Here is a 4370-nt window from a genome sequence, read left to right on the forward strand (position 1 = left end):
GAATTATGTTGGCTGCATCGGCGTTGCCTATTTTGAATGGTCGAGCCCCGGACACGCACGCGTCGTGCTGCCGTGGACAAGCATCTGCGGACTGGAAGATGCCAAAGCGGCGGCTGCGGTGATCAGCAGGAAAGGCGATGCCGGCTTCATCCGCAGAGGGCGAGGCGGAACATCCGTTTCCTCGGCTATCGACATCGGCAGTCTCCTGCTCGACCAGTTTCCGGGAAAGGCGGCCAAGAAAGTCATCGATATCTCCTCCAATGGCGAGAACAACGACGGGCTTCCCGTCCAGCCGAGCAGGTCGAACGCCATAGCCAAGGGATATACGATCAATGCAATCGCCATCCCGACGGAGGACGAGAATCCCGACGAACCTCTGGCATCCTATTTTGCCAGATCGGTGATTGGCGGTTCCCAGGCCTTCGTCATGACGCCGAAGGGGCCAGACGACTACACGATGGCGCTTCGCCGCAAGCTCGTGACTGAAGTAAGCATGAACGACGAGCGTCCGCTGTGAAAGTGTGCCACGCAGGACGAACTTTCGACCCGCCAGACCGAGCGCATTGCACAACAAGACCCGCCCCGCTGCAGCGCGAGTCCTTGTAGGTCCGTCAGGACAATAGCCTATCGCCGCAACGCGTGCACCCTTGCCTCGCCTTCGCCGGGCACCGGCAACGCCATGTCGTCATCGAGAAGACGCGTGATGCGGGCAAAGCCGGTGAACGCTTTCCTTGCTTCCTCGGCCGACATCTGACCCGACAAGGCGGCCGAGCAACAATTCAGCGCGCACTGATAAACCGGACCGCGCCGTCCTGTCGGCCATTTCCGCAAGAACATCATGGCTTCGGCAACATTATCGATTTCTTCCACAGGGTGTCCTTGCCCGCGCGAAATCCGCACGGGCGAAAAGAAATGCAATTGATCCATCGTTTCCTCCCGGTCGACCGCAATGCGCTCGATCGAACCCCCCCAAACGCGCCAACAGCCGGTTGGTTCCAGATAAAAATGGAATCTTTTAGAAATCTATCAGGCGAAGGCGATCACCCGTGCGGTCGTGAGTGTCGCCTACATCGTGGGGAAGTGGCAGGCGACTTTGCGACCGGGTCGGTATTCCCGCAGCTGTGGCCGCTCCGAACGGCAGCGCTCCGCCGCGATTGGGCATCGGGGATGGAAACGGCAGCCCGTTGGAGGGTTCAGAGGGCTCGGTACGTCGCCGGTGAGGATGATGCGCTTGCGCGTCCCACCGGGCGTCGTCTCCACGACGGGAACCGCCGAGATCAGTGCCTGGCTATAAGGATGGGCTGGTGCCGCAAACACCTCTTCCGCCGGACCTTCCTCGACGATCGAGCCGAGATACATGACCGCGATGCGGGTCGACACCTGGCGCACCACCGACAGGTCGTGGGCGATGAAGATGTACGTGAGATTGAGCTTCTCCTGCAGATCGGCAAGCAGGTTGACGATTTGCGCCTGCACCGACACGTCGAGCGCGGAGACGGGTTCGTCCAGGACCACGAGGTCCGGATTCAATGCAATAGCCCGCGCGATGCCGACGCGCTGGCGTTGTCCGCCGGAAAATTCGTGCGGAAACCGCATGACGTGATCCGGCAGCAAGCCGACAAGGTCGAACAGTTCCGCCACGCGTTTGGTGATCTCGCTCGACGAGAGCCTGCCATGGATGCGCAGCGGCTCGGCCACCAGGTCGCCGACGCGCCGGCGCGGATTGAGCGACGCCGACGGATCCTGGAAAACCATTTGCAGGCGGCGCCGCAGCGGCCTGAGTTCGGACAGCGACTTGGAGGTGATGTCGTTGCCTTCGAACAGAAGCTCGCCGTCCGATATGTCGTAGAGCCTCACCAGGCAACGCGCCAACGTGGACTTGCCGCATCCGGATTCGCCGACCAGACCGACCGTCTCGCCGCGCCACACGGTCAGGGAAACATTGTCGACCGCATGAACGGTTCGCTTGCCTTCGGCGGAGAAACGGCTGCCGATGGAAAAGCGCTTGCCCAGCGAACGCGTCTCGAGGATTGGGCGGTTCTTGTCGATCATCGGTCCGCTCATGCCTGTGCCACCCTGAAGCATGCCGCGGCATGGGTGCCGCTCCCGAGGTCGGGCTTGCCGGCCTCGCAGGGCTCGTAGTGAACCGGGCACCGCGGACCGAACGCACAGCCCTGCGGCAATCGCAGCAATGACGGCGGCGAACCGGGAATGGCCGGCAAGCGCCGTGGTTTTTCGCCGGTCAGCGGCGGGATCGAACCCAGCAGCGCGCGCGTATAGGGGTGTCGCGGATCGGAAAACAGCTCCGCGCGACTGCCGCGCTCCACCACGCGGCCGGCATACATGACCATGACCCGGTCGGCGAGTTCGGAGACCACGCCCATGTCATGTGTGATGAAGACGACCGCCGACTTGTGCGTCGCGCGCAGCTTGCGCACCAGATCGAGAATGCCGGCCTGCACCGTGACGTCGAGCGCGGTGGTCGGTTCGTCAGCCACCAGAAGCGCCGGATTGCAGGACAAAGCCATTGCGATCACCGCCCGTTGACGCATGCCTCCGGACAGTTGGTGCGGGTAGCGCGACATCGCCTCGTGCGGGTTCGGAAAATTCACCTCGGCCAGCAGTTCCTCCACGCGCTCCATCGCCTTGGACTTGCTGATGTTGCGATGCGCGCGGATCTGTTCGGCGATCTGCCAGCCGATCGTGTAGACAGGCGTCAGCGCCGTCATCGGATCCTGGAAGATCATCGCGATCTCGTTGCCGCGCAGCCGCCTGAGTTCGCGCGCGGGCAGTCCCACGAGTTCGCGGCCTTTGTAGCGGATCGACCCTTCGATGGTGGCGTTGGGATCGGTGATGAGACCCATGACGGCCAGCAGCGACACGGTCTTGCCGGAACCGGACTCACCGACGACGCCGAGGATTTCGCTTTCCTCGAGGTCAAAGGAAACGCCATCGATGGCCCGCACCAGGCCATCATTTGTGCGGAAGGAAACTCTGAGGTCGCGCACCGACAGTATCATGATGTCCTCAGGCGCGGATCGAGAAGGATGTAGACGAAATCGACGACCGCATTGGCGACAACCACGAACATGGAAGCATACATCACCGTTGCCATGATCATCGGAAGATCGAGATTCTGCAGCGCGTCATAAGTGAGCTTGCCGATGCCGTGCAGCCCGAACACCACCTCCGTCAGCAAGGCCGAGCCTCCGACCAGCGCGCCGAAATCCAGGCCGAACAGGGTGACGAAGGCGATGAGCGACGTGCGCAAGGCATGGCGCAGCAGGATACGGGTTTCCGACAGCCCCTTGGCCCGGGCCGTGCGGATATAGTCTTCCTGCAGGGATTCGATGATTGCCGCGCGCAGCACGCGCCCGTAAATACCGATATAGAGAATGGACAGTGTGATCCAGGGAATGACCAGGGTCAGGAACCAGCCCTTCGGATCGTCGGAGAAATTCTTGTAGCCGAGCGGTGGCACCCAGGAGAACGCCCAGCTGTCGTGATAGCGGCTCTGGGTGATCAGGTTCATCACTTCGCCCAACCAGTAGACCGGCATGGAAATGCCGAGCAGCCCTAGCGCCATCAGCAGCTTGTCCAGCCAGCTGCCGCGCGTGGCGGCGGCGGCGATGCCGATGATGATGGAGACGACCACCCACAGGATTGCCGCTCCGAACACCAGCGAGAGCGTGACCGGGATCGAATCCATCACCGCCGGCACCACCTTCCAGCCACGATTGACGAAGGAGGTCAGATCGCCGGTGACGAAGATCTTCTCCATCATCGTCACATATTGCACGTAGAGCGGCCGGTCGAAGCCGAAGCTGTGGCGTACCGCCTCCAGCACTTCGGGCGATGCATTGCGGCCGGCGATGCGCGCAGCCGGGTCGGCGCCCGGCGTTGCGAAGAAAATCAGGAAAACGATGACCGAGATGCCGAACATCACGAACAGCATCTGGCCGAACCGGCGCAGGATTGCGTAGATCATCAGTCGCGCCCCAGCCGAACCTTGGAGCGCGGATCGAGCGCGTCGCGCAGGCCGTCGCCGAAGACATTGAGCGCCATGACGGAAACCGCGATCGCCAGCCCCGGCACCAGCGCCACCAATGGCCTGGTGTAAAGCAGCGCCTGTCCGTCCTGGATGATGGTGCCCCAGCTCGCGGCCGGCGGCTGAACGCCGATCGACAGGAAGGAAAGGGCTGATTCCGTAAGCATGTTCAGCGCCATCATAAGCGGCACGAAGACGATGAGCGTGGTGGTGACGTTGGGCAGGATGTCGCGCCACAGGATGCTCTATGGCGGGCTGAGCTCGTTGCTGATCTCCGGAGCAGCCACCATCTTCACCCTGATCCTGGGCACGGCGGCGGGAT

Annotated in this window: 5 protein-coding genes and 1 pseudogene; 1 reads left to right on the forward strand and 5 read right to left on the reverse strand. The window is 62.4% G+C overall.

Annotated elements, in window-relative coordinates; all coding sequences use genetic code 11:
- On the forward strand, positions 1-517 hold a 517-nt coding region (locus EN750_RS20620; RefSeq protein WP_245482757.1), incomplete at its 5' end, for a DUF1194 domain-containing protein.
- Between the two features lie 107 nt (positions 518-624).
- Here EN750_RS20620 and EN750_RS41515 read toward each other — a convergent pair.
- The 5 genes and pseudogenes from EN750_RS41515 to EN750_RS20645 form a co-directional block, all read right to left on the reverse strand.
- Positions 625-927, reverse strand: coding sequence for a DUF982 domain-containing protein (locus tag EN750_RS41515; RefSeq protein ID WP_127397494.1), 303 nt, complete (start codon positions 925-927; stop codon positions 625-627).
- Positions 928-1065: 138 nt separating this feature from the next.
- Positions 1066-2064 (reverse strand): dipeptide ABC transporter ATP-binding protein, encoded by a 999-nt coding sequence (locus EN750_RS20630; RefSeq protein WP_245481732.1) that lies wholly within the window; start codon positions 2062-2064, stop codon positions 1066-1068.
- A complete protein-coding gene (locus EN750_RS20635; RefSeq protein WP_013531724.1) occupies positions 2061-3020 on the reverse strand; it encodes an ABC transporter ATP-binding protein in 960 nt (319 codons plus the stop codon). Before EN750_RS20635 ends, EN750_RS20630 begins: the two co-directional genes overlap by 4 nt.
- Positions 3017-3988, reverse strand: coding sequence for an ABC transporter permease (locus EN750_RS20640; protein ID WP_127397495.1), 972 nt, complete (start codon positions 3986-3988; stop codon positions 3017-3019). The genes EN750_RS20635 and EN750_RS20640 overlap by 4 nt, the downstream gene beginning before the upstream one ends.
- Positions 3988-4290, reverse strand: a pseudogene (locus tag EN750_RS20645) (ABC transporter permease subunit); the annotation flags it as partial. The pseudogene EN750_RS20645 and the gene EN750_RS20640, both read right to left, overlap by 1 nt.
- Positions 4291-4370 lie beyond the last annotated feature (80 nt).

It is taken from the genome of Mesorhizobium sp. M7A.F.Ca.ET.027.03.2.1 (genome assembly GCF_003999175.1).
In the GTDB taxonomy this organism is placed as follows: Bacteria; Pseudomonadota; Alphaproteobacteria; order Rhizobiales; family Rhizobiaceae; genus Mesorhizobium.